Origin of the sequence: Mesorhizobium sp. M0060 (assembly GCF_040323155.1) — a bacterium.
Lineage (GTDB): Bacteria > Pseudomonadota > Alphaproteobacteria > Rhizobiales > Rhizobiaceae > Mesorhizobium.
In genome coordinates this window covers 40,271-62,091 of sequence record NZ_JAMYUP010000026.1, presented here as the reverse complement: position 1 = coordinate 62,091, position 21,821 = coordinate 40,271, and the positions used below count along the sequence as shown (strand labels likewise).

The 21,821-nt window shown below is 63.1% G+C and carries 19 protein-coding genes, 1 tRNA gene and 1 pseudogene; 10 read left to right on the top strand and 11 right to left on the bottom strand.

Features of this window, described 5'->3' with window-relative positions:
- Positions 1-161 precede the first annotated feature (161 nt).
- Complete coding sequence (locus NKJ94_RS22855) at positions 162-1,433, bottom strand: extracellular solute-binding protein (RefSeq protein ID WP_352528065.1); 1,272 nt, start codon at positions 1,431-1,433, stop codon at positions 162-164.
- 106 nt (positions 1,434-1,539) lie between these two features.
- On the opposite strand from NKJ94_RS22855, the gene NKJ94_RS22850 reads away from it, so the two are divergent.
- Positions 1,540-2,412, top strand: a complete 873-nt coding sequence (locus NKJ94_RS22850) for a helix-turn-helix domain-containing protein (protein WP_352528063.1) — start codon at positions 1,540-1,542, stop codon at positions 2,410-2,412.
- Positions 2,413-2,436: 24 nt separating this feature from the next.
- Here NKJ94_RS22850 and NKJ94_RS22845 read toward each other — a convergent pair whose 3' ends face one another.
- From NKJ94_RS22845 to NKJ94_RS22830, 4 genes are all read right to left on the bottom strand, one after another.
- Positions 2,437-3,672 (bottom strand): M24 family metallopeptidase, encoded by a 1,236-nt coding sequence (locus tag NKJ94_RS22845; protein WP_352528061.1) that lies wholly within the window; start codon positions 3,670-3,672, stop codon positions 2,437-2,439.
- A 113-nt stretch (positions 3,673-3,785) separates the two neighbouring features.
- On the bottom strand, positions 3,786-4,076 hold the full coding sequence (locus tag NKJ94_RS22840) for a DUF6881 domain-containing protein (protein ID WP_352528059.1): 291 nt from the start codon (positions 4,074-4,076) through the stop codon (positions 3,786-3,788).
- A gap of 132 nt (positions 4,077-4,208) precedes the next feature.
- Positions 4,209-4,493, bottom strand: a complete 285-nt coding sequence (locus NKJ94_RS22835) for a hypothetical protein (protein ID WP_352528057.1) — start codon at positions 4,491-4,493, stop codon at positions 4,209-4,211.
- A 216-nt stretch (positions 4,494-4,709) separates the two neighbouring features.
- Positions 4,710-5,057 carry a hypothetical protein gene (locus tag NKJ94_RS22830; RefSeq protein ID WP_352528055.1) on the bottom strand — a complete coding sequence of 116 codons (348 nt, stop codon included), beginning with the start codon at positions 5,055-5,057 and terminating at the stop codon, positions 4,710-4,712.
- A gap of 396 nt (positions 5,058-5,453) precedes the next feature.
- On the opposite strand from NKJ94_RS22830, the pseudogene NKJ94_RS22825 reads away from it, so the two are divergent.
- Positions 5,454-6,321, top strand: a pseudogene (locus NKJ94_RS22825) (ferritin-like domain-containing protein).
- A 141-nt stretch (positions 6,322-6,462) separates the two neighbouring features.
- Here NKJ94_RS22825 and NKJ94_RS22820 read toward each other — a convergent pair.
- A tRNA-Gly gene (locus NKJ94_RS22820) sits at positions 6,463-6,537 on the bottom strand.
- Between the two features lie 228 nt (positions 6,538-6,765).
- Between NKJ94_RS22820 and NKJ94_RS22815 the strand changes: the two genes are divergently transcribed.
- The 4 genes from NKJ94_RS22815 to NKJ94_RS22800 all read left to right on the top strand — a co-directional run bounded on the left by NKJ94_RS22815 (position 6,766) and on the right by NKJ94_RS22800 (position 9,665).
- On the top strand, positions 6,766-7,263 hold the full coding sequence (locus tag NKJ94_RS22815; protein ID WP_352528053.1) for a prolyl-tRNA synthetase associated domain-containing protein: 498 nt from the start codon (positions 6,766-6,768) through the stop codon (positions 7,261-7,263).
- An 86-nt stretch (positions 7,264-7,349) separates the two neighbouring features.
- Positions 7,350-8,342, top strand: coding sequence for a thioredoxin (trxA, locus tag NKJ94_RS22810; RefSeq protein WP_352528051.1), 993 nt, complete (start codon positions 7,350-7,352; stop codon positions 8,340-8,342).
- A gap of 163 nt (positions 8,343-8,505) precedes the next feature.
- Positions 8,506-9,177: an LON peptidase substrate-binding domain-containing protein gene (locus NKJ94_RS22805; RefSeq protein ID WP_352528049.1), complete on the top strand. Its 672-nt coding sequence runs from the start codon at positions 8,506-8,508 to the stop codon at positions 9,175-9,177.
- A gap of 245 nt (positions 9,178-9,422) precedes the next feature.
- On the top strand, positions 9,423-9,665 hold the full coding sequence (locus NKJ94_RS22800) for a Trm112 family protein (RefSeq protein WP_352528047.1): 243 nt from the start codon (positions 9,423-9,425) through the stop codon (positions 9,663-9,665).
- Positions 9,666-9,886: 221 nt separating this feature from the next.
- On the opposite strand, the gene NKJ94_RS22795 is transcribed toward NKJ94_RS22800, so the two are convergent.
- Genes NKJ94_RS22795 through NKJ94_RS22785 form a run of 3 tightly spaced genes read right to left on the bottom strand, consistent with a single transcriptional unit; the run spans position 9,887 to position 15,649 of the window.
- Positions 9,887-13,171, bottom strand: a complete 3,285-nt coding sequence (locus tag NKJ94_RS22795; RefSeq protein WP_352528045.1) for an error-prone DNA polymerase — start codon at positions 13,169-13,171, stop codon at positions 9,887-9,889.
- Positions 13,168-14,646, bottom strand: a complete 1,479-nt coding sequence (locus NKJ94_RS22790) for a DUF6504 family protein (protein ID WP_352528043.1) — start codon at positions 14,644-14,646, stop codon at positions 13,168-13,170. The genes NKJ94_RS22795 and NKJ94_RS22790 overlap by 4 nt, the downstream gene beginning before the upstream one ends.
- Positions 14,588-15,649 (bottom strand): ImuA family protein, encoded by a 1,062-nt coding sequence (locus tag NKJ94_RS22785; protein WP_352528041.1) that lies wholly within the window; start codon positions 15,647-15,649, stop codon positions 14,588-14,590. Before NKJ94_RS22785 ends, NKJ94_RS22790 begins: the two co-directional genes overlap by 59 nt.
- 183 nt (positions 15,650-15,832) lie before the next feature.
- Between NKJ94_RS22785 and NKJ94_RS22780 the strand changes: the two genes are divergently transcribed.
- On the top strand, positions 15,833-16,255 hold the full coding sequence (locus NKJ94_RS22780) for a metallopeptidase family protein (RefSeq protein ID WP_352528039.1): 423 nt from the start codon (positions 15,833-15,835) through the stop codon (positions 16,253-16,255).
- 336 nt (positions 16,256-16,591) lie between these two features.
- On the opposite strand, the gene NKJ94_RS22775 is transcribed toward NKJ94_RS22780, so the two are convergent.
- Together NKJ94_RS22775 and NKJ94_RS22770 are read right to left on the bottom strand one after the other, a co-directional pair.
- Positions 16,592-16,798 (bottom strand): DUF1737 domain-containing protein, encoded by a 207-nt coding sequence (locus NKJ94_RS22775; RefSeq protein WP_352458330.1) that lies wholly within the window; start codon positions 16,796-16,798, stop codon positions 16,592-16,594.
- 25 nt (positions 16,799-16,823) lie between these two features.
- Positions 16,824-17,705, bottom strand: coding sequence for an HpcH/HpaI aldolase/citrate lyase family protein (locus tag NKJ94_RS22770; RefSeq protein ID WP_352528037.1), 882 nt, complete (start codon positions 17,703-17,705; stop codon positions 16,824-16,826).
- A gap of 283 nt (positions 17,706-17,988) precedes the next feature.
- Here NKJ94_RS22770 and NKJ94_RS22765 point away from each other — a divergent pair, with 283 nt between their 5' ends.
- From NKJ94_RS22765 to NKJ94_RS22755, 3 genes are read left to right on the top strand one after another with little or no spacing between them, the layout of a single operon-like run.
- Positions 17,989-19,545, top strand: coding sequence for a DUF4153 domain-containing protein (locus NKJ94_RS22765; RefSeq protein ID WP_352528035.1), 1,557 nt, complete (start codon positions 17,989-17,991; stop codon positions 19,543-19,545).
- 4 nt (positions 19,546-19,549) lie between these two features.
- Positions 19,550-20,242: a response regulator gene (locus NKJ94_RS22760; protein ID WP_352528033.1), complete on the top strand. Its 693-nt coding sequence runs from the start codon at positions 19,550-19,552 to the stop codon at positions 20,240-20,242.
- Positions 20,230-21,798 carry an ATP-binding protein gene (locus tag NKJ94_RS22755; protein ID WP_352528031.1) on the top strand — a complete coding sequence of 523 codons (1,569 nt, stop codon included), beginning with the start codon at positions 20,230-20,232 and terminating at the stop codon, positions 21,796-21,798. Before NKJ94_RS22760 ends, NKJ94_RS22755 begins: the two co-directional genes overlap by 13 nt.
- Positions 21,799-21,821 lie beyond the last annotated feature (23 nt).

Below are 21,821 nucleotides of genomic sequence, written 5' to 3'. Positions count from 1 at the left end.
GGGAGAAGGTGGATTGGCGCGCAGCGCCGAGACGGTTGAGGGGTGCTGGCCGGAGTGCCGTCAGCGCCAAGCTGGAGCACCCCTTGCATCCGTCGCCTTCGGCGACACCTTCTCCCACAAGAGAGAAGGGGAGCCGCCCGCTCGGAGGCGCCTTGTTTAGATCATGACTTGACCGGCAGGCCGGTCGCCGCGGCGATCTGGCTTGCGGCATCGTCCAGCGCTGCCTTGGCGTCGGGATAGCCGCCACCCAGATATTTGGTCTGCACCGCGCGGATGATGATTTCGGCGTCGCTCTGGAACGGCGTGCCGCGGCTGGGAACGACCTTGGGCAAGGTGCCGAGAATGTCCTTCCACACGGCTTGGCCACCCCAATAAGGCAGGCCTTCGGAGACATAGGGGTCGTCGAGCGCCGAGATCAGCGACGGCACCAGGCCGAAGCTCTTCAGCATGGTGATCTGGCCCTCATTCGTCGCAAGCGTATATTTCAGATAGGCGTAGGCAGCCTCCTTGTTCTTCGACACCGAAGTGATGGCGAGCGAGGAACCACCGAGATTGGCGGCACGCGGACCGTCGGCGGTCAGGCTCGGCATCAGGTAGACGCCCCATTTGCCTGCCCCATCGGGCGATTCGGTGCGCACGGTGCCTTCATACCAGCCGCCATACATCTGCGTGGCGACCTTGCCGGCGGTGTTGTTGGTGATCTTGGTGCTCCAGTCCGCCGAGGAAATGATGCCGGCGTCCTTCATCTCCTTGATCTTGGTCATGGCATCGACGCATTTGGGCTGGTTGACCGTGATCGATTGCCCGTCGGCGGAGAAATAGGCGCAGCCCTGCTCGTTGGAGATCATGCGGAAGAATTCGGAATCGCCATTGAAATCAGCGTTTGTCATCGTCACGCCGGGATTGGCGGCCTGGATCTTCTTGGCGGCGGCGATGAAATCGTCCCAGGTCTTGATCGAGGACGGATCGACGCCGGCCTTCTCATAGAAGTCGCGGCGGTAGAACATCGCCACCGGGCCGGAATCCCAGGGCATCGCATAGGCCTTATCGTCAACCTCGAGCTCGGTGCGCTTGAAATCGGGGAATTTTGCCTGGTCTTCCGGGGTGTAGCCGAGCGTGTGCAGGTCGACAAAGCAATCCGGGAACTGGCTCCAGTAGTTTTCGGCTTCGCCGTTCTCGATCGAAACGATGTCCGGCAGACCCTCGCCGCCGGCGGCACAGCCGGCGATCGACTTGTCATAGGTCGGCTGGTTGCCGAGGTCCTCGACCGTGACCTTGATGTCGGGATATTGCTTGTTGAAGCCCGCTATGGTGGCCTTCAGCGACGAAGCGGCGATATTCCAGCTCCAGATCGTGATTTCACCGGACTGCGCAAAGGCCGGGCTGGAGCCCAAGGCAAGCGCGAGCGCGGCGCAGGTCAATTTTATGCGCATTGAAATCCTCCCATTTCAGTTGCTCTCTGTTTGCGAGCGTGGCTAGACTAGGCTTCGGGAAAGCCTTGTCCGCGACAAAGGGAATAAGAAATGAGCGGAAAGTAAGATGCCGGAAAGGCCGTTTTACCAGCCTGGCGCCAGCAGCGTGGAGGGCCTGCCGCTGCTGCTGCAGATGTTCCATACCCAGCCCCTGGTGATGCTCAAGCCGCATTGGCATGCCCAGGTCGAAGTGAATTTCATCGTGCGCGGCACCGTGCATTACCGCATGGACGGACACGGACTTTCGCTTTCGGCGGGCGATATGTGCCTGTTCTGGGGCGGCCTGCCGCACCAGATGGACGAAGCCTCCGACGACGCCATCTATGCCGGCGCGCATCTGCCGCTGGTGCATTTCTTCCGGCTGCATTTGCCCGTCGATGTCCGCAACAGGCTGATGACCGGCGCGACGCTGGTGACCGACGCCACCGACCGGTCGGACGACCACAATTTCGAGCGCTGGAACCGCTATGCCCGCTCCGGCGATCCGGTCAAGGCCGAGCATGCCGTCAACGAGCTTTTGCTGCGGCTGGAGCGGGTGCGATTCGAGCCTTACCGCCTCGTCCCCGAAACACCGGTCGAACAGGAGATAGGCAGCCCTTTCGATCAGCAATCGCTGCGCAATGTCGGGCGCATGTGCGACTTCATCGCGGAGAATTTCCTCTACGAGATCGATTGCGTCGACATTGCCGCGGCGGCCGATATCCATCCCAAATACGCCATGAGCATCTTCAAGAAATCGACCGGCATGACGCTCAACGAATATGTGAATTTGCTGCGCCTCAGCTACGCGCAGGCACTGCTGATGCATCAGGATGCCAATGTGCTGCGCGTCGCCATGGAATCCGGCTTCGGCTCACTCAGCGCCTTCAACAAGTCGTTCCGCAAGCTTGCCGGCATGTCGCCGTCGGATTTCCGCAGGGGCGTGGCGGGCGCCAGGTGAGTCGGCTGGATTCAGCCGATAATCTCAGCCGATAATATTTAGGCTCCTCGGCAGGCGGTTCATCGGCAGCGGCCCGCTGGCGGTGATCAGGAACTGGTCCTCGAGATTGAAGCTGGCGAGACCGTCGATGTAGAGCGGGATCTCGAATGCCAGCACCATGCCGGCTTCTATCTCGACATCGCTGTCGGCCGAGATGAACGGCCATTGCTCGGAAAACACGGAATGGCCGACGCTGTGGCCGAAATGACCGCGGCGATAGGAACGGAGCCCCTGGCGCGCCAGGCTTTCGCTGGCGACGCGATGCACGCCGGCGAGCGGCTTTCCCGGCAACAGCGCGGCAAGCCCGTCGGCGAAGGCGCGTTCAGCTATCGCATGCAATTCGGCCTGTTCTGGCGATGGCGGCCCGAAGGTGAAATTCCGCGACATGTCCGATGCATAGCCGTTCACGCTGCACACCATGTCGGCCTTGAGCGGATCGCCGGCGGCGGCGACCGCATCGGCGCTTTTGGGGCGAGCGCCCAGCGTGACGTATTCCGCTGTCGAGATTTGCTGCGATGACCCGGCGGCCGCGTCGGCGACGCCTTGCCGGTAGAGCGCGACCAGATCCGACTGACGCATGCCGGCCGCTGCATGCTGCTGCAGCCGCGACAGGCCGGCCTCCGACAGAAAGATGCCCTGCTGCAGGAGGTCGATCTCGCTCTGCGACTTGATCGCCCGCAGCCTGTCGAGGACCGGCGAACCGTTGACGATGGTAGAGGTCGGCAGCATCGCCTGCATCGCCGAAAAATTGCTGGCCGAGACAAAATCCAGGTCGATGCCGAGCGTCGCACGCTCCAGCCCGAATTCGGCTAGGATCATCTTCAGCTCGCGTACGGAGCGGGCAAGCTCGAAGGTCGCCGGACGTGAAAAACCGGGCGCGTGGCCAACCAGGCCGGCCTCGATGCGCTCCGCAACGGGACGGCCGGACGTCGCTGGCTCAAGTGACGCGGATTCGATCCAGATCGGATGCGTGCGCAGGACGGCGTCCGGCGCCGCCCGGAGCTGGGCAGCCTGGAAATCCGCCGCCACGACGCCGATCGGCAGGTCGATTCGCTTGGGGATGACCACGAAACCGGCGCCGGCCCGCCGGAACAGCCCGGCTGGACCGATCCAGGCGCCGGTGGCATATTGGAACGCCTCGGGCTCGCAAAGCACCAATGCCTCGATATCGGTGCGCTGCATCAGGTCTGTTGCGCGTTCTCGGTCGACAAAGCCGGTCATGGGTTCCCTCATCTGCGCGACGCCGAAGCGGAGGGTGGCGGACGTCTATGGTGACGATAGCGGCCAATTGGTGCACTCTCGCCATAATTCCACTGTCACCTCAATTCGTAAATCTATTTATTGCGAATATAATTCGATGCTAAATCCCATTGTCTTTCAAATTCTTCCTTTGCCATCTCCGCCGCATCAAACCCCTGTAGCGCATTGATTTCATCTATTGCCTCAAATTTTTCCGGTGATAGTCCCGATTCTTTTGTCTGCATGCCATAGCTAGCCATCTCGATGGTGGAGTCTGGGTATATCTCGATTTTTCTGCTCTCAAAGTCGTCGTCATCTACTTCGTGAAACGTCGTAACAGGAACATCATCCTGATTTAAATTAGACATCACCTTTAAGTATCGCATTAATTCTCTCCAAAACCTATCAAGCGGCCTGCAATACTGAGATCTGTAATGCTTCGCATTTAGAAAAACATGCTCCGTACCTGTTGAATGGGCAATCCATCTATGTCTATGGCAACGAAATTTGTAAATTTACTAGCCTGACGTGATAGGCTGGCGACCCCCCTCAACTGTACCCGTTGCTCCCCCGGCCGCGCCAGCAACAAAAGCATTTTTTTGCGACTTCTTATCGCGCGGATCGATGGCAAAGTTACGGTTTTTCTGAGCTTCCGCCTCGCGGGCTTTGCTCGCTGCCTGCGCCTCTTTACTAGCGCCTTCGCCTCCAACGAGTTCTTTTCCGGTAATGGCATCTACCCTGCGTCTCACCGCCATCGGCATGTCCATTTTGATCGCTCTTGTTGACTGGATCATTCTGGGCATACGCATATCGGTGACGCAATTCCGGACGGAAAACCGTTTCACACTTTTCCTGGAATTACTCCAAGCGTAGCTTCAGCGCCGCTGTGGAGCAGCTTTCTTCGGGAAGCGCTGTTCACCGGTCAACCTAAGGGGCGCCCCTGACAGTTCGCATGCCAGGAACGAAAAAGGGCCGCGGCGAACCGCGGCCTTTCAACGACAAGTGTCTGCTTCGAGCCCTTATTCAGCTTCGTCGGAGGTGTCGTCGGCAGTATCGGCCGCCGCAGCCGCCTTTCTTGCCAGGAAGGCATCCAGCGCTGCCTGCAGGGACAGGGTGGCCTGCGGGGAGGCGGGGGTCGTCGCAACGACCGCCATCGCATGAGCAACTCCGGTCGTCGACTTATCCTTGGCCGCGGCTGAAGTGGCGGCTCCGTGTCCCTGCGATCCTGCCCCGGCCGAGTTTCCGCCGTTGCCGTTGCTGCCGCCATTGCCGTTGCCATTGCCATTGCCGCCGGGAGCAGCGAGGACCGGAGACGCGACGAATGCGAGAGCGGCTACCGTTGCGAATAGAGTGGTTCGCGTTTTCATAATTCCTCCTTCGAGTCGCCCTCCCGCCAGGATGGGGTCCAGATGAGAAACGTGAGGACTTTCCAAAGTGGACGCCCGCTATTTAACAAGCTTCGGTCAAATACAGCATTCTGCAAGACGGACCTTGGTCCGAGGACGACACGCAAAAGTCCTGAATTCTATCGACAGCGTACTTCGCGCGACCGCAGCGACCGGATTTTTGCTGCTGGCAGATGTCCAGCGCCGCTGCGGCGCAGTCTGCGTCGGCTGACATTCGGTTGCGATCGCTGCTCGGCATCGGCGAGATCATCTAAGTTGCAGGGATTGAGGAACATTCCACCCTTCGTGAAGTTGGGAACGCAGGCCCACTTTTGAGGTGCCAAATGTCTGATGCCGGCGGGCTTTTGGGAGGAAGCCATGATCCGCGTCACGCCTTCATTTCGTGTTTCGCGCCGCCGCGCATTGCAGTTTGGCCTGGGAGCCACGCTCGCTTCGGCCGCCCGCTTTGCCCCGATTTCCCGCGCCTATGCGCAGGATGAGGTCAAAGACGAAGACATTTTCCGGTTCGCTCTCAATCTCGAATATATGGAAGCCGAATATTACCTGCGCGGCACAACCGGAAAAGGGATTGACGACCCGGATGCTGGTCCCAAGGCCGGCGCTGTCGTCGGCGGCAAACAGGTTAGCTTTGACACGCCTGCCATCCGTCAATTCATGCAGGAAGTCGCGGAAAACGAACTGGCTCATGTCAGGTTCTATCGCAAGACGCTTGGAAGCGAAGCCGTCGACCGGCCGTCGATCGATTTCGATGCGGGCCGCGGTCGCCAAGGCCGCGGGGCTCGGGGCGGACTTCGATCCTTTCGGCAACCAGATGAACTTCGTGCTCGGCGGCATGCTGTTCGAGGACGTCGGCGTTACTGCCTATGCTGGCGCCGCGCCCCTTCTGAAGAACAAGGATTTCCAGGCCGCCGCCGCCGGCATCCTGGCCGTCGAGGCTTACCACATGGGAATGGCGCGATCGTCGCTTTACCGAATGGGCGAGGATGCCTGGAAGGCCGCCAATGCGGTTTCCGACGCCCGCGACAAGATCGATGGACCGGAGGACAAGGACCAAGGCATCCGAGTGGATGGTAAAGCCAATATCGTTCCATCGACCGCGGATGCGATCGCCTTCACGAGGACGCCGCAAGAAGTGCTTCGGATCGTCTATCTGACCGACCAAGCCGGCGTCAGCAAGGGCGGCTTCTACCCGAATGGGATGAACGGAACGCTCAAAAGCACCTGAGCGGACTGCGAATGAATCTGGCGGCAAATGAAGTTGCGCCGCGGTGCCTGGCGATTTGGCGCTGGTGGCGCGCGCAGAAACGAAAAAGGCCGGAAGGGGATCCGGCCTGTTCGCAACTGCTTGATTTCCCTTGAGAGAAATTGGAGCGGGTGAAGCGATTCGAACGCTCGACCCCAACCTTGGCAAGGTTGTGCTCTACCCCTGAGCTACACCCGCTCGCGCGGCTTTTGGGCCGCAAGCCGCGCCTATATGGCTGAAGAGCGCGGTGATTGCAACAGGGAATTCGCAGGCTTTTGCTTCGCCGGCAATGCGGACAAGCCGTCCTGCGAGACGCCGCAAGGCAATCACTCCCGCGCTGCGCGACGGGCTTGTCTTGGCCGCATCATTGGCCGTAAACGGCGTAAGCCGAACAAGCCGTTGGAAGCGGGCCATCAGAGAAGACCTATGCCGAAAACCGAAGCCGACCTTTTCGCCTTTCTTGCCGAACTCGGGATCGAGGTGTCGACGCGGCGGCATCCGCCGCTGTTCACGGTCGCCGATTCGCAGGCACTGCGTGGCGAGATCGCCGGCGGCCACACCAAGAACCTGTTCCTCAAGGACAAGAAGGACAATTTCTTCCTGGTCAGCGTCGGCGAGGAGGCGATCGTCGATTTCAAGCAGATCCACCATCTGATCGGCGCCGCCGGCCGAGTGTCTTTCGGCCGGCCGGAGATGCTGATGGAGCTTCTCGGGATCGTCCCGGGCGCAGTCACCGTTTTCGGGCTGATCAACGACACAGAGCAAAGGGTCAAGGTCGTTCTCGATGAGGATCTGATGAGCCATGCCGTGGTCAATGCCCACCCGCTGACCAATGAGGCGACGACTTCCATCGCGGCCGCGGACCTGGTCAAATTCGTCGAGGCAACCGGACATGATGCTGTTATCTTGAAAGTCTCGGCATGATCGCCACATGGGTGACTGAAACCGGGTTCTGAAGAAGAATGTTGCGCCTGTCCCTTGGCCGGCGGCGCAACCGAAAGGGCGACGAGATGAGCGACAACAACCCCTTTGGCGGCCCATTTGGCAGCAATGGCGGTCAGTATGCCACCACCGTGCAATATGGCGGCACCGATGCCGCGCGTGAGAAGGTGGCGCTTGCAGAGGCGCCGGCCGATGTCATCAAGGACACGACGACCGCCGCTTTTGCCGCCGACGTGATCCAGGAATCGCGCCGCCAACCGGTGCTGGTCGATTTCTGGGCGCCATGGTGCGGCCCCTGCAAGCAATTGACCCCGCTGCTGGAAAAGGCGGTGAAAGCCGCCGGCGGCAAGGTCAAGCTGGTCAAGATGAACATCGACGACCATCCTTCGATTGCCGGCCAGCTCGGCATCCAGTCGATTCCGGCGGTCATTGCCTTCAAAGACGGCCAGCCGGTCGACGGCTTCATGGGCGCCATTCCCGAGAGCCAGATCACGCAATTCATCCAGAAGGTCGGCGGCAAGGATGGTGGTGCGCCGCAAGTGGCCGAAGCGCTGGCCGCGGCCGCAGAAGCGCGCGACGCCGGTGATGTGCAGACTGCGGCCGACATTTACGATGCCATCCTGGAACAGGCGCCGGAGACGATCGAGGCGATCGCCGGGCTGGGCGATCTGCTGTTCGAGGCCGGCGATGCCGACGGTGCCGAGGCGGTTCTTGCACGGGCGCCGGAAGCAAAGAAGGATGCGCCCCAGCTCGCCGCGCTGCGCGCCAAGATGGCGCTCGCCGCGCAAGCCGCGGCACTCGGCAATCCGGCGGAACTGGAACGGCGGCTGGCCGAAAATCCTGGCGATCACCAGGCGCGGTTCGAGCTTGCCATGATCCAGAATGCCAAGGGCGATCGCACGGCGGCGGCCGACAATCTGCTGGCGATCATCAAGGCCGACCGCTCGTGGAACGATGACGGCGCCAGAACCCAGTTGCTGCAGCTTTTTGAGGCATGGGGCATGACCGACGAGGCAACGCTGTCGGCACGGCGCAAACTGTCGTCGCTGCTGTTTTCCTGAGCCGGCGCAGACTGTTTTGTCGCGCGGGCTTGCGGTCGGCGGCGGCTGCGCCAGATTAGGTTTTCGGACGGCATTCGATCTCGGGTTTCCAGTGTCGCGCCGTGTGCCGGCCGGGAGGAGACGGATTTGGTGCGCTTCCTGACGAAGCGATCGGAGGATTGAGGTGCAGGCGGGAAACGCGCATTACCGGCTCGCTGCGGATCTGCCGTCGACCATGCCGATTTTTCCGCTTGAGGGCGCATTGCTGCTGCCGGGAGGCCGCATGCCGCTCAACATCTTCGAGCCGCGCTATCTGCAGATGGTCGACGAGGCGATCGCCGGGCCGCGGCTGATCGGTATGATCCAGCCCAGCCTCGACGGTGCGCTGCGTCTCGACGGCGAGCCGGAGCTCTGCAATGTCGGCTGCGCCGGGCGCATCATTGCGCTGTCCGAGAGCGGCGACGGCCGTTACCTGATTTCGCTGCAAGGCGTGTGCCGGTTCCGCATTGTCCAGGAACTCACCGTCAAGACGCCGTTTCGCCAGTGCCGGTTGGCGCCCTTTCTCACCGACCTCGACGAGGAGCAGGCGGAAGCCGAAATCGACCGGCCGGCGCTGCTCAAAGCGTTTCGCGCCTATCTGCAGGCCAACGATCTGGAGGCCGACTGGGAAAGCGTCAGCCGCGCCGAAAACGCCATGCTGGTCAACGCGCTGTCGATGATGGCGCCCTACGGGCCGGCCGAGAAACAGGCGCTGCTCGAAGCGGCCGATCTGAGGGTGCGGGCCGAAACGCTGATCGCCATCACCGAAATAGCGCTGGCGCGCGACAATGAGGATTTTGGTTCGAGTTTGCAGTAGGTTGAGTGGAAGGATACAGGGCAATCGCTTTAGACCAATAGCTGAGCGTTTGCGCCGCCCCTTATCTGCCTGCCGGCATCTTCTCCCCGTGCAGGACGGGGAAAAGGGGCTGGCTGCAACGCTGGCGATCCCCCTCTCCCCGTTCTTCACGGGGAGAGGGTAAAGGTGAGGGGCGGCACCGACGCCCGGCGGGTGAGGGACGAGTTCGAACCTGAAGCAATTTGCCCTAGAGAAGGACGGATCGAATGGCGGATGGGCGTGACGGAAAGAACGCCAAGGTCGACCCCAAGCTGCTGGAATTGCTGGCCTGCCCGCTGACCAAGGGGCCGCTTGCTTGGGATCCGGAGCGCGGCGAGCTTATCTCGCGGGTGGCAAAGCTTGCCTATCCGGTGCGGGACGGCATTCCAATCATGCTGCCATCGGAGGCGCGCGTCATCGCCATAGACGATGCCATGCCGCCACCGCCGCGCCTGGGTGGCTCAGAATAAAGGCCGCTCTGCAGCGATCCTTCGCGCCCCCCTCTGTCCTGCTGGACATCTCCCCCACAAGGGGGGAGATTGGATGTCGCCTCGGCTTTCGCCAATCTCCAATGCTGAAAGAGGGCGGGACGACGAAGCTGCCGATCTCCCCCCCTTGTGGGGGAGATGCCCGGCAGGGTAGAGGGGGGCGCTGTCCCGCCGACATTTCGCAAGAGCCGCAGCGCCATGCTCTATTGAAAATTGCGCCCCTTGGGCATGACCCCTTCCGCCTTCCCCGATAACGTCGCGACATCCTGCCGGTCGTTTTGCACGACATGTGCGTCGGACTTTTCCTCAAGCAGCACGGACAGCCACGGCGTTAGGTCCTCGACCTTCTCGGCGACGATATGGATGACGTCCGATTCCGATTGCAGCTTGCCGGTGACGCGGATGAGACGCGCGCCCATGACAATGGGACGGAAGCGGTTGAAGGTTCTTTCCCAGAAAATGATATTGGCGACCGCGTTCTCGTCCTCCAGCGTCAGGAAAATCGCCTTGCCATTGCCCGGCCGCTGCCGCACCAGCACGAGGCCGGCGACCGAAACGCGGCGGCCGTCCCGCACCTGGCCGAGCCGTGCATTGGGCGTGACGCCGGAACGATCCAGCCTTTGACGCAGGAAGGCGACCGGGTGCGCCTTCAGCGACAGGCCGAGCGAGCGGTAGTCGTGGACGACATGCTCGCCGAGCGGCATTGTCGGGAGCCTGGTTGCAGGCTCAAGATCGCGCAAGCGGATCGCCGGCTGGTCGAACAGCGGCAGCCTTTCGGCGGCACTCTTGCCGTCGAGCGCGCGGACCGCCCATAGAGCGTCGCGGCGGTTCAATCCAAGCGAGCGGAAAGCATCGGCCTGCGCCAGTTTCTCGATCTCGTCGACGTTGAGGCCCGAGCGCAGCCAGACGTCACGCACGGATGCGTAGCCGTCGCCGCGTCTCAGCACAAAGGTCTCCATGCGCTCCTTCGACAGGCCCTTGACCTGGCGAAAACCAAGCCTGACCGCATGGCTGGTCCGTATGACGCCGCGCATCTGGGCATGGCGGTCGAGGATGCGGGCCGGGTCGAAAGGCGATTTCTCCAATGCGCAATCCCAACCGGAAAAGTTGACGTCGACCTCGCGGATTTCGACGCCATGATCATGCGCGTCGCGGACAAGCTGAGCCGGCTGGTAAAAACCCATCGGCTGGGAATTCAGGATCGCGGCGCAGAACACGTCGGGATAGAAGGTCTTGAACCAGCAGGAGGCATAGACCAGCAGGGCGAAGGAGGCGGCATGGCTTTCGGGAAAGCCGTATTCGCCAAAGCCTTCGATCTGCTTGAAGCAGCGCTCGGCGAAGTCCCTTTCGTAGCCCTTGGCGACCATGCCGTCGACCATTCTCTTGCGGTAATTGCCGATCGTGCCGGTGCGCTTGAACGTCGCCATGGCGCGGCGCAACTCATCGGCCTCGCCCGGCCTGAAGCCGCCGGCGACGATGGCAATCTTCATCGCCTGCTCCTGGAACAGCGGCACGCCCAGCGTCCTGCCGAGTATTTCTTCCAGTTCCGGCTTTGGGTATTCGGGCTTTTCCTTGCCCTGGCGGCGGCGCAGATAGGGGTGGACCATGTCGCCCTGGATTGGACCGGGTCGCACGATCGCCACCTCGATGACGAGATCGTAAAAATTTTTCGGCCGCAGCCGCGGCAGCATCGACATCTGGGCGCGGGATTCGATCTGGAAGACGCCGATCGTGTCGGCACGGCAGATCATGTCGTAGACATGTTTGTCCTCGGCAGGGAGGGTGGCCAACACATAGGGTTGGCCATACTCGTCCCGCGCCTCCGGATAATGATCCTGGAGCAGCGTGAAGGCGCGCTGCAGGCAGGTCAACATGCCGAGCGCGAGAACGTCGACTTTAAGGATTTTCACCGCGTCGAGGTCGTCCTTGTCCCACTCGACCATCTTGCGCTCGTCCATCGCCGTCTTGACGATGGGCACGATCTCGTCGAGCCGGTCCCGGGTGATGACGAAACCGCCGACATGCTGCGACAAATGACGGGGAAAGCCCATGATCTCGTTGGCGCATTCGATCACATGCCTTGTCGATGGATCGGTCTGATCGAGGCCGCCGGCTTTTGTTTCCTTTTCACCGAGTTCCGAGGTCGACCAGCCCCATATCGAGCTGGACAACGCGCTCCGGACGTCATCCGACAGGCCCATCGCCTTCGCCACTTCGCGCATAGCCGAGCGGCCCCGGTAGCTGACGACGGCAGCGGCCAGTGCGGTGCGCTTGGCGCTGTATTTGGAATAGATGTACTGGATGACCTCCTCGCGCTTTTCATGCTCGAAATCGACGTCGATGTCGGGCGGTTCGTTTCTTTCCTCGGAAATGAAGCGCTCGAAAAGCGTAGCGATCCTCTCGGGTCCCACCTCGGTGATGCCGATGCAATAGCAGACCACCGAGTTAGCCGCGGAGCCGCGCCCCTGGCAGAGTATGTTCTGGCTGCGGGCGAATTTGACGATATCGTAGACGGTCAGAAAATAGCGCGCATAGTTCAGGCGCTCGATCAAGGCGAGCTCCTCCTCGATGCGCTGCGTCACAGAAGCGGGCACGCCTGAGGGGTAGCGGATGACCGCTCCCTCCCTGGCCAGCCTTTCCAGCTCGGCCTGCGGCCCGAGGCCCGATTCCGTCGGCTCGTCGGGATAGTTGTATTGCAGGTCGCTGAGCGAGAAGCTCAGTTCCCCGGCAAAGCGCAGCGTTTCCGCCAGCGCTCGCGGGTGCCGGCGGAAAAGCCGCGCCATCTCCATTGGCGGCTTCAAATGACGTTCGGCATTGGCGTTCAGTTCCAGCCCCACCTCGGCGACGGGCATATTGAGGCGGATCGCCGTCAGCACGTCCTGCAGCGGGCGCCGCTCCGACGTATGGTAGAGAACGTCGTTGGTCGCCATCAAGGGGATGCCGGCCAGCTCGGCCATTGCCGCCGCCTGCTCGACCCGAAAGCGGTCGTTGCCGCGGTAATCCGGCGAAACCGCAAGCCGCAGGGTTTCTCCGAAGCGATCCCTGAGCCGGCTAAGCAAGTCGAAGCCATCCGCACCCGTCGATAGATCCGGCAGGATGGCTAGCGACAAGAGATCGCCCCATTCGAGAAGATCGCTCTGTTTGAGGAGCGTTGCCCCTTTTTCGTTTTCGTCGCGCAAATTGGCTTGCGTCAGCATGCGGCAGAGATGGCCCCAGCCCTTGCGGTTTTGCGGATAGGCGAGGATGTCCGGCGTGCCGTCGCAAAAAACCAGACGGCAGCCGGGATGATAGGAAAAACCCTCCACCTTGGCCTGCTGCCAGGCACGCACGACGCCCGCCACCGTGTTGCGGTCGGCGAGGCCGATCGCCGAAAATCCCAGGAACTTTGCCGCGACCACCAGTTCCTCCGGTTTCGAGGCGCCGCGCAGGAACGAGAAGTTCGACTGGATGCCGAATTCGGCATAGGGAATGGCCGTCAGCGCATTCATGCAAAGATCCCATGCATGAACCAGCGCGGCGGGACTTGAGAGGCGCCGTAGAGGCCCTGGCGGTAGAGCCAGTAACGGCGGCCGTCGGCATCCTCGATGCGGAAATAATCCCGGGTCGGCGCATCGTGCTGTCCCGCCGCCTCTCGCCACCATTCAGGCGCGATGCGCTCCGGCCCTTCGGCGCGCGCGACACGGTAGAGCGCGCGGCGCCAGCGGAAGTTCAAAGGCGGACCTTCCGGCATTTCGGTGGCCGGCACCTCGATCGGTTCGGGCGAACGGAAAAGCCGGATCGGCCGTTCCGGCTGGAAGACAGTCGTGGGGACGTCCTTCGCCTTGCCCGGCTGCTTCGGCGGCGAAGTTCTTTGCGGCGCTTCCGCGAAGGGAATGGTGGCGACGGCGCGCTCCGGCAGATGGCTCTCGACGGCGACCGGTTTTAAGACCGCGCCTTCACCGAGCCGGGCGCGAATGCGGTCGGCAAAAAGCGCGATATCGGCGCCGTCGTCGCTCGTTTCGCCGGCAAGGTCGGCCTGCTGCATGTCGAAGGCGGCGGCGGTCAGCACCGAGAGGCGCACGAGATCGAAGCCATAGCCGGCGTCGATATCCTGTTCGAGCGCGGCAAGCCTTTCGTGGAACAATTTCTGGATCAGCAGCGGCTCGCGCAAGGGCCGCGAGGTGCCGACGGCGATGCGGCTGACGCCGCCATCGACACGAAAGAGCAGCAGCGCCAGCCGCCTTGCGCCCTCGCCGCGGCGTTCGAGATCCCTCTTCAACGTTGCCGCCAGCATGCCTGTCAGCCGCTCGATGTCCTCGGTCAGCATGATCGGCTCGGCAAGATGGCGTTCGACCGAAAGCGGTGCGACCGGCAGGCGCGGCGACACCGCCTCGTCGAGGCGGCCGAGCGCCTGGTCGAGGCGCAAAAGCAGCGATGCGCCGAAGCGGCGGGCAAGCGGCGCGCGCGGTGCTGCCATGACGGCGCCCGCCGTGCGCAGGCCGACGCTTTCAAGGCTGGCGCGGACCTCCGGGTCGATGCGCAGCGCCGCCAGCGGCAACGGCGCGAGAAGCGCTTCCTCCTCGCCATCGGCGACGATGCGGTCGCCGGAAAACCGCGCCGCCGCCCAGGCAGCACCTGGTGTGGCGGCAAGCCCGGCGCGGACATCGAAGCCCTGATGGAAAAAGCGCGACAGGATGTCGTCCAGCATCGAGCGTTCGCCGCCGAAAAGATGGGTGCAGCCGGTGACGTCGAGATAGAGGCCATCGGTTCCATCGAGCGCCACCAGCGGCGTGTAGCGGTCGCACCAGTCGGCGAGGCCTTCGAGCAGGCGCCGGTCGGCCTCCGGATCGGCCTCCACTATGTCGATCGACGGATGCATGGCGCGTGCGTCGGCTATGCCCATGCCGCGCTTCAGATTGAGCGCCTCAGCCCGTTCGTCGAGGGCGGCGATGCGCTGGGCGTTCCTGTCGCGATGGCTGATCACCAGCGGCAGGTGATCCGACGGCCGGGAACGCCAGGACCGCCCCAGACGCTGCCGCAGGATCCTCTCGGCGGCGAGATGCGGAAACCACAGGGACAGGATTCTTTGCCCATTCCTGAGCTCTTCCTTGCTCGCCCCGTCTTTCTTCGAATAGGCGTTCATCGGGGTTCCACTCCAGTGTGAATTGTCCGGGCAAGGCCGTGCGGCTCTTGCCGATGGTAACGGTGAAGGCGGGTCGGCCGATCGAGCCGGCGAGCGGCCCGGCGATTGTCTCGCGCGCTGCCGCGGGTGCCGCCGACAGGACGAGGCGGACGGGCGCTGCCGTCGGCTCGGGCTCGCCGGCCTGGCGCAGCAGGAACAGCGGCCGGCCCGCACTCTGCGCCCGGGCGTGCAGCCGCCGCGTCGCGGTGAGGTCAAGCCGCTGCGGGTTGCCGCGGATTTCGAGGATGACCGCGGCAAGCGCCGTCATCCGGGCAGCCTCCTCGGCGACCCACAACGCATCGAGGAGCCTTGGCGCCTCGGAAAACAGCAATTGCTCCGGCTCGATGCCGAAGAAGGCGTGAAGCCCCCTGGCGTAGGGGAAGCCGGCCTCGCGGAAAATCTCTGATGTGCCGATCCACAGCACCGGCAATCGCGGTCCCTGGCTGAGGATCAGGCTGACGAGCGACAGGACAAAGCCGGCGACGGCCCCGGCATCGCGGGTCGCGGCACTATGAAACTCGCTCAGCGCCGCCTTTGGCAGGCCGCCGCTGAGCGCAGCATCGAGGCGCTCGGCACCGGTGCGCAAAAACGCATCCTGCGAAGCCACGGCGAGGCCGCGCCGGACAATAGTTAGATTCCGAGGGGGCGTCAGATCCCGAGGGAATGTCAGAGTCTGGGGGCTGACATCCGCATCAAACGACGAACCGGCCGGCGCCTCCAGGCGCTCGGGCAAGGTCCCTTCGATCTTCGCGATCTGGCGGCGCAGGGCAAAAACAGTCTCCCGCGCCACGGCGCTTGTCGCCATGACGGTCAGCTTCCACTCACAATTGTTCCTGTTATGTTCCTATAGATTCCAGAGGGCGGCCAAAGAGTCAAGCGGAGTCATGGGGAATTTATTCCTGTAGTGGGAACATGACACGGGCGCTCCAGCCCGGCCATTTGCCGAGTCCGGCCTGAAAGCCTATATGCCGGGATCAAAGGACAACGCATGGCTCGCATCTACCAAACCCGCATCTGGCACGACCAGCTTTCGCCGTCGATGGAGGAAATGGAGTTCCTGGCGCTGGAGGCTTATGCCCATCTGCCGGAGGAATTTCGCAAGCTGACCGGCGAGATCGTCATCCAGATCGCCGAATTCCCGACCGACGAGATCATGGACGACCTGTCGCTGGAAACGCCGTTCGACCTGCTCGGCCTGTTCGAGGGGCGCGGCATCGCCGAGCGCTGGAATCCGCAGACCGGCGAGGGGCCGAACCGCATCACGCTCTACCGTCGCGCTATCCTCGACTACTGGGCCGAGAACGAGGAAACGCTGGGCGACATCGTCACCCATGTGCTGATCCACGAGATCGGCCACCATTTCGGCCTGTCGGACGATGATATGGAGAAGATCGAGGAAGCGGCTGAATAGGGGGCATCAAATGGGCATGACGATCGGCCAATTCGACCGGCCGGTCCGTTAGAGACGATCAATTGTCGATGTTGACGCCGCCCCTCATTGCCCTGCCGGGCATTTCTCCCCGTATAGTGACGGGGAGAAAGAAGCTGGCCGCAGCCTCGGCGCTGTTCTACAACGTTGGTGATTGGCGAAATCGCCGATGAGAGCACCCCTCTCCCCGTCACTATACGGGGAGAGGATGCCGGTAGGCAGGTAAGGGGCGGCGCCAACGGCCTGGAACGGGCGATGGGCAAACTCAACCTGAAGCTAGGGCAGTGGGCCATAGCGCCCACAGGATAGAGCCGAACCCTACCAGTCGCTGAGCTTGGTGTCGGGGCCGTATTCCTGGCCCTCGATGTCCTTCACCACGGCCTGGCCGCAGCGCATGGTCTTGGCTTCCTTGTCATAGGCATAGGTCGGCGAGCCGAACAGGTGCCAGCCCTTGTTCAGCGCCGCCGTCACCTTGTGGCAGAAGCTGGCATCGTCCGGGCCGGACAAAAAGCGGTAGAGTTTCATTTTTCATTCCTGTCGTAAGTGCCAATCATGCCCCGATGACGGCGGCCTTCGCCAGCAGTTTTTCGGCCTGCGCCAAATGCAGCCGTTCGACCATTTTTCCGTTCAGCGCAATCACCGCCTCGCCGGCATTTCCGGCAAGCGCGAAGGCTTCCTTGACCGCGCGTGCCTCGGCCATCGCTTCAGGCGACGGCGCAAAGGCGCGGTTCGCGGCCTCGATCTGGGCCGGATGGATCAGCGACTTGCCGTCGAAGCCCATGGCGGCCGCTTCCGTGCACTCGCGCGCAAACCCGTCCATTTCGCGAAAATCATTGAAGACACCGTCCAGCAGGTCGAGGCCGCCGGCGCGCGCCGCCAGCACCATCTGCATCAGCCACGGCACGAGATAGCGCCGGTCGGGCGTGGCGAGTATGCCGGTGTCCTTGACCAGGTCATTCGTTCCGGCAACGAAACAGACCAAACGGGAGGCCGGATCGCGGCCGAGCTCGGCGATCGGCCCGATGTTGAGCAGCGCCTTGGGCGTCTCGATCATCGCCCATAGCTTGACCTCGTCCGGCGCAAAATTGTCGTCGAGCACGTCGCCGGCCTCGAGGATGTCGCGCGGCGTGTCGACCTTGGGCAGCAAGATGGCGTCGGGCTGGCATTTTGCCGCGGCCAGCAGATCGTCGGCGCCCCATTCGCTCGACAGCGCATTGATGCGCACGACCATCTCGCAACGCCGGCTGGAACGGCCGGCGAAAATCGCCGCGAGTTTTTCTCGCGCGGAAAGTTTATCGGCCGAGGCGACGGCGTCCTCGAGATCGATGACGACGGCATCGCAGGCCAGCGACGGGATCTTGGCCAACGCCTTGTCGTTCGAGGCCGGGACGTAAAGCACCGAGCGGCGCGGGCGGTAGCTTTCGGTGGTCATCTCCGATCTATGCCGCCTGCAGCCGGCCGAGGCAAGCCGTGCATAAAAACTGCACGCAATTTCGGAAAATCTCCTCGTCTCCGCCCCGCCGGACACATGTCGACCTGGCAAAAAGCGGCATGCAAGAGCGCGAGAAACTTCGTTGGTCCCTGCCATACCGGCTTCGCAGCGAGGGCTGGTGGCTCGTCGATCCGCCCTCGGCTTCGGCAAGCCTCCTCCCCTTCGTCCGCAAAGCCCTGCCCAGATATTCCGGCCGCATCAAAGTCGCCGAGAAGGCCCGATCATGACAGCGTTCCTCACGGCAGCGCCGAGCTATTGCAGCCGCTTCGGCGTTGCCGTCCTGCTCGTCGCACTGGCCGATTTTTCCCTCTATGGCCAACCGGCCGGCATCACGCTTTTCCTGTTCGGCGTTGCGATTGCCGCAGCGAGCATGGCTGTCCATCCTCTCGGGGTCTTCAGCGATGGCAGGTTCTGGTTCAAGCCCGTTGTCCTGCTTGTGGCCCTGCTGCCGCTCGTAGAAAATGTCAGTGCTTTGTCCGTTTCCATCGCGCTGGCGGCGCTAGCCATCTTCGCGCTTTCGCTGGGAGGGCGATTGCGGCATGGGCTTGCCCGCATTGCCGGCCAACTCGCGTTTTTCCTGCTCGCAACGCCCTTTCGGTTCGTCCAGGATTTCTTCTGCTGGCGCAAAGCGGCACAGCGGCTCGGCAAAGGCCGCATCCGTTTCGCGACGATCGCCGTCTGGGTCATGCCGCTGACGCTCGGCGCAGTGTTTCTCGCGCTGTTCGGCGCCGCCAATCCGATCATCGAATATTGGTTCTCGCTGATTGATCTCTTCGCCCTGCTCAACCTCATCCAGTTGCCGCGTCTCGCCTTCTGGCTGTTCGTGCTCGTCGGCGTCTGGGCTTTTCTGCGGCCGCGCCTGCCGCGCTTTCTCCGGCGTATTCCCCGCATGGCACTGCCTGCCGGCGCATCGCTGACGCCAACCACCAGGACCACCACAGCCATCGAAGACATCGTCTTCGGCAAAGCCGCCATCCTTCGCGCGCTCGTCGTCTTCAACATCCTGTTCGCCGTGCAGAGCGTACTCGACGCCACCTATCTGTGGGGCGGCATCGCGCTTCCCGACGGGCTGACCTATGCCGCCTACGCGCATCGCGGCGCCTACCCGCTGATCGTCACGGCGCTGTTGGCCGCCGGCTTCGTGCTGGCGGCGCTGCGGCCGGGAAGTGCGACCTCCGGCGATCCGCTCATCCGCCAGCTGGTCTATGTCTGGGTGGCGCAGAACATCGTTCTCGTCATCTCGTCGATCCTGCGGCTCGATCTCTATATCGGCATCTATGCGCTGACCTATTGGCGTGTCGCCGCCTTCGTCTGGATGGGGCTGGTGGCGGCGGGCCTTGTTCTGATCATCGCCCGCATAGCACTCGGAAAATCCAACGAATGGCTGCTTTCCGCCAATCTTCTGACGCTATCGGCGACGCTCTATGCCTGCTCGTTCATCAACTTTGCAGCACTGATCGCCAATTACAATGTCGAGCATTCCTTCGAAATGACCGGCCAGGGCACCCAGCTCGACGTCTGGTATCTGCGCTCGCTCGGCTCCGGCGCCTTGCCGGCGCTCGATCGCTTCGTCCAGCACCAGAGCAGGACGGTTTCCGCCGGTGATCCGTGCACTCGCGAACTCGCCGGCTGGTATGCACAGGACGAAGCACGCTTCCGCGCCGGCCAGGAAAACTGGCGCGCCTGGAGCTTTCGTGACTGGCGGCTCAACCGCACCCTCGACAGGCGTGGCCCGTTCGTGGTTCCTCCGATGTCCGAACCCTTCATGCCGGGCAGCTGATTTGATGCCGCATAACATCCTTGTCGCCGACGACGATCCGCATATCCGCGAAATCATCTGCTTCGCGCTTGAAAAGGCCGGCATGAAAACGGTGGCGGTGCCGGACGGCGGCGCTGCCCTGCGAGCGATCGAATGCCGCGCGCCCGATCTCGTCGTGCTCGACATCGGCATGCCGGAAATGGACGGGCTGGAAGTGTGCCGGCGGCTTCGCCACACATCCGACGTGCCGGTGCTGTTCCTGTCCGCGCGGGATGAAGAGATCGACCGCATCCTCGGGCTGGAAATGGGCGGCGACGACTATGTCACCAAGCCGTTCAGCCCGCGCGAGCTGGTCGCCCGCGTCAACGTCATCCTGCGCCGCGCCCGGCCTGCGCCCGAACCAGCCGACGATCGGCAATTCTCGCATGGCAGACTGGCCTTGGTGCCGGCAAGCCATTCAGCCAGCTTCGACGGCAAGCCGCTGGTGCTGACAGGCATCGAATTCGCGATCCTGAAAGGGTTTTTGGCGCGGCCGGCGCATGTGCTCGGCCGCGACATGGTGATGGCCAATGCCTATGCCGCCAACATCCACGTCGCCGACCGCACCGTCGACAGCCATATCCGCAATATCCGCGCCAAGCTGGTGGCGGTCGGCTGCGTCGATGCGATCGAGACCGTGCATGGCGTCGGCTTCCGGCTCGGCCGATGCGGGGGGTGATCCCGCAGAAATGGCGGCCTCACCTCGCCACGGTCGTCATCGCCATCCTGATCATGGTGATGGCGCTGCCGCTAGCCGGCCTGTTTTTCTTCCGGCTCTACGAGAACCAGCTGATCCGCCAGACCGAGGCCGAGCTGATCGCGCAAGGTGCAGCCCTTGCCGCGATCTATGCGCAACAGGTCCGTGGCGCCGGTCTTGCCCCGGAAAAGCTCGGCGCACCCATGCCTTCACCCGGTGCCAGCGATCGGGCTTCTCCCTACCAGCCGATCGAACCGCGCCTCGACCTTGCGTCCGACAGGATCCTGCCGACCCGGCCCGCGGCCACTGCGGCCAGCGTCGATCCTGCCTTCGCAGCGATCGGCGCACGCCTTTCGGGCATTCTTGCCGAGACGCAGAAAACCACGCTGGCCGGGTTTAGGCTGCTCGACCCCGGAGGCGTGGTCATTGCCGGCCGTGAGGAGGCCGGCCTGTCGCTCGCCGCTGTCGACGAGATTCGCGCAGCGCTTGCCGGCCGTTATGCCAGCGCGCTCAGGCTGCGGGTTCCCGACCAGCCGTCGCCGCCGCTCTATTCGGTCAGCCGCGGCACCAAGGTTCGCGTCTTCGTCGCCATACCGGTTGCGGTCTCCGGCAAGGTCGCCGGCGTGGTCTATCTGTCGCGGACGCCGAACAACATCGTCAAGCATCTCCATGGCGAGCGCGGCAAGGTGGCGCTGGCGGCAATCGCCATCCTTGGCGGCACGCTGCTCATCGGGCTTGTTTTCCTGCGCACCGTCAGCCGGCCGATCTATGCGCTGATCGAGCGCACGAAGCGCATCGCCGCCGGCGACCGTGAGGCGATCAGGCCGCTCGATCACCACGGCACGCGCGAGATGGCTGCGCTCTCCGCCGCCTTCCTAGACATGGCCGAAAAGCTGCACGCACGCTCCGACGGCATCCAGACCTTCGCCACCCACGTCTCCCACGAACTCAAATCGCCGCTGACGGCGATCCAGGGAGCCGCCGAACTGCTGCGCGATTCGGGCGGCGCGATGGACGAGGCCGAGCGGCGGCGCTTTTCCAACAACATCGTCACCGATGCCGGCCGGCTTAACCTCCTGGTTCGCCGCTTGCTCGACCTGGCGCGCGCCGAAAATCTCGAGCCCAGCGGCGAAAGCACGTCGCTCACTGCTGCGCTGGCGCTTCTCCCGGCCGACGACAGGCTGGCGGTGCGCCTCGAGGCGGGCGCCGAGATCGGTCTGCGCATGTCGGCCGAAAACGCCGCGATCGTGCTGGCCAATCTCATCGACAATTCGGCGCGGCACGGCGCGACGCTGGTTTCGGTCACGGCAGCAAGCGCGGACGGCAAGGCCGCCATTCTGGTGGACGACGACGGCGCCGGCATTTCGCCCAGCAACCGGGCGCGCATCTTCGAGCCGTTCTTCACCACGCGGCGCGATTCCGGCGGCACCGGCATGGGCCTCGGCATCGTGCTGGCCCTCCTGAAAGCGCATGATGGCACGATCCGGCTGGTTGACTCGGCGAGCGGCACGCGCTTCGAGATCATCCTGCCGACGTGACTCGGCGATTCAGACCGGAAGGG

Coding starts and splice junctions, on each gene's coding strand:
- NKJ94_RS22765 (WP_352528035.1), top strand. CDS start 17,989: ATGACAGCGTTCCTCACGGCAGCGCCGAGCTATTGCAGCCGCTTCGGC.
- NKJ94_RS22775 (WP_352458330.1), bottom strand. CDS start 16,798: ATGAAACTCTACCGCTTTTTGTCCGGCCCGGACGATGCCAGCTTCTGC.
- NKJ94_RS22755 (WP_352528031.1), top strand. CDS start 20,230: ATGCGGGGGGTGATCCCGCAGAAATGGCGGCCTCACCTCGCCACGGTC.
- NKJ94_RS22785 (WP_352528041.1), bottom strand. CDS start 15,649: ATGGCGACAAGCGCCGTGGCGCGGGAGACTGTTTTTGCCCTGCGCCGC.
- NKJ94_RS22795 (WP_352528045.1), bottom strand. CDS start 13,171: ATGAATGCGCTGACGGCCATTCCCTATGCCGAATTCGGCATCCAGTCG.
- NKJ94_RS22850 (WP_352528063.1), top strand. CDS start 1,540: ATGCCGGAAAGGCCGTTTTACCAGCCTGGCGCCAGCAGCGTGGAGGGC.
- NKJ94_RS22830 (WP_352528055.1), bottom strand. CDS start 5,057: ATGAAAACGCGAACCACTCTATTCGCAACGGTAGCCGCTCTCGCATTC.
- NKJ94_RS22815 (WP_352528053.1), top strand. CDS start 6,766: ATGCCGAAAACCGAAGCCGACCTTTTCGCCTTTCTTGCCGAACTCGGG.
- NKJ94_RS22780 (WP_352528039.1), top strand. CDS start 15,833: ATGGCTCGCATCTACCAAACCCGCATCTGGCACGACCAGCTTTCGCCG.
- NKJ94_RS22845 (WP_352528061.1), bottom strand. CDS start 3,672: ATGACCGGCTTTGTCGACCGAGAACGCGCAACAGACCTGATGCAGCGC.
- NKJ94_RS22855 (WP_352528065.1), bottom strand. CDS start 1,433: ATGCGCATAAAATTGACCTGCGCCGCGCTCGCGCTTGCCTTGGGCTCC.
- NKJ94_RS22800 (WP_352528047.1), top strand. CDS start 9,423: ATGGCGGATGGGCGTGACGGAAAGAACGCCAAGGTCGACCCCAAGCTG.
- trxA (WP_352528051.1), top strand. CDS start 7,350: ATGAGCGACAACAACCCCTTTGGCGGCCCATTTGGCAGCAATGGCGGT.
- NKJ94_RS22770 (WP_352528037.1), bottom strand. CDS start 17,705: ATGACCACCGAAAGCTACCGCCCGCGCCGCTCGGTGCTTTACGTCCCG.
- NKJ94_RS22840 (WP_352528059.1), bottom strand. CDS start 4,076: ATGCGATACTTAAAGGTGATGTCTAATTTAAATCAGGATGATGTTCCT.
- NKJ94_RS22835 (WP_352528057.1), bottom strand. CDS start 4,493: ATGCCCAGAATGATCCAGTCAACAAGAGCGATCAAAATGGACATGCCG.
- NKJ94_RS22760 (WP_352528033.1), top strand. CDS start 19,550: ATGCCGCATAACATCCTTGTCGCCGACGACGATCCGCATATCCGCGAA.